Origin of the sequence: Metabacillus herbersteinensis (assembly GCF_042433335.1) — a bacterium.
GTDB lineage: Bacteria > Bacillota > Bacilli > Bacillales > Bacillaceae > Metabacillus > Metabacillus herbersteinensis.
On sequence record NZ_JBHLVO010000111.1, the window covers coordinates 1 to 521 of the forward strand.

The following is a 521-nucleotide window of genomic DNA, read 5'->3' on the forward strand; positions in this document are numbered from 1 at the left end:
CTTACGAAAGACAGAGCCTTGCTGACGTAGGCGGCAATCTCTCTTCTTTCTTCTGACAGATTACGCACCGGATGGTGCTGCAACTCGATTTCGATGTAGGCAAGCGCGATGACGGTAAGGTTCATGTCCATGCCGCCGTTGCACAGTTCGATCACTTGGGTGGCGAAAGCCGTGTATGCCGTTTCCATATTGCAGTCGCCGGCTTCGTTTATCAGGCGGAAAAAGTCGGTTTCCGCCAGCAAGAAATAATTCATGGTTCTGTCAATTTTGAAAATTACACTTTGTTTTCTGCGTGCGCACATGAATATAATTGGCAAAAAACGCGGCAGAAAATAAAAAATCCAACACTCAATTTTACAAAGTGCTGGATTTCAGAGGTATAAAATTCAGTATTTTTTCACAAGGACAAATTATCTCCGACTTAAATTGTTTGTAATCGGAACATTTATTCTATTCCTGAAAATAGAAATGTATGCTTGCCGCACATTTTGGCTATCTTGCTTTTTTATCAAGGATATAGA

The 521-nt window shown here is 41.5% G+C and carries 1 protein-coding gene; it reads right to left on the reverse strand.

The genetic code is table 11. From position 1 onward, the window contains the following. A partial coding sequence (locus ACFFIX_RS27945; RefSeq protein WP_446686124.1) for a hypothetical protein occupies nt 1–254 on the reverse strand: 254 nt, incomplete at its 3' end. Between the last annotated feature and the right edge of the window lie 267 nt (nt 255–521).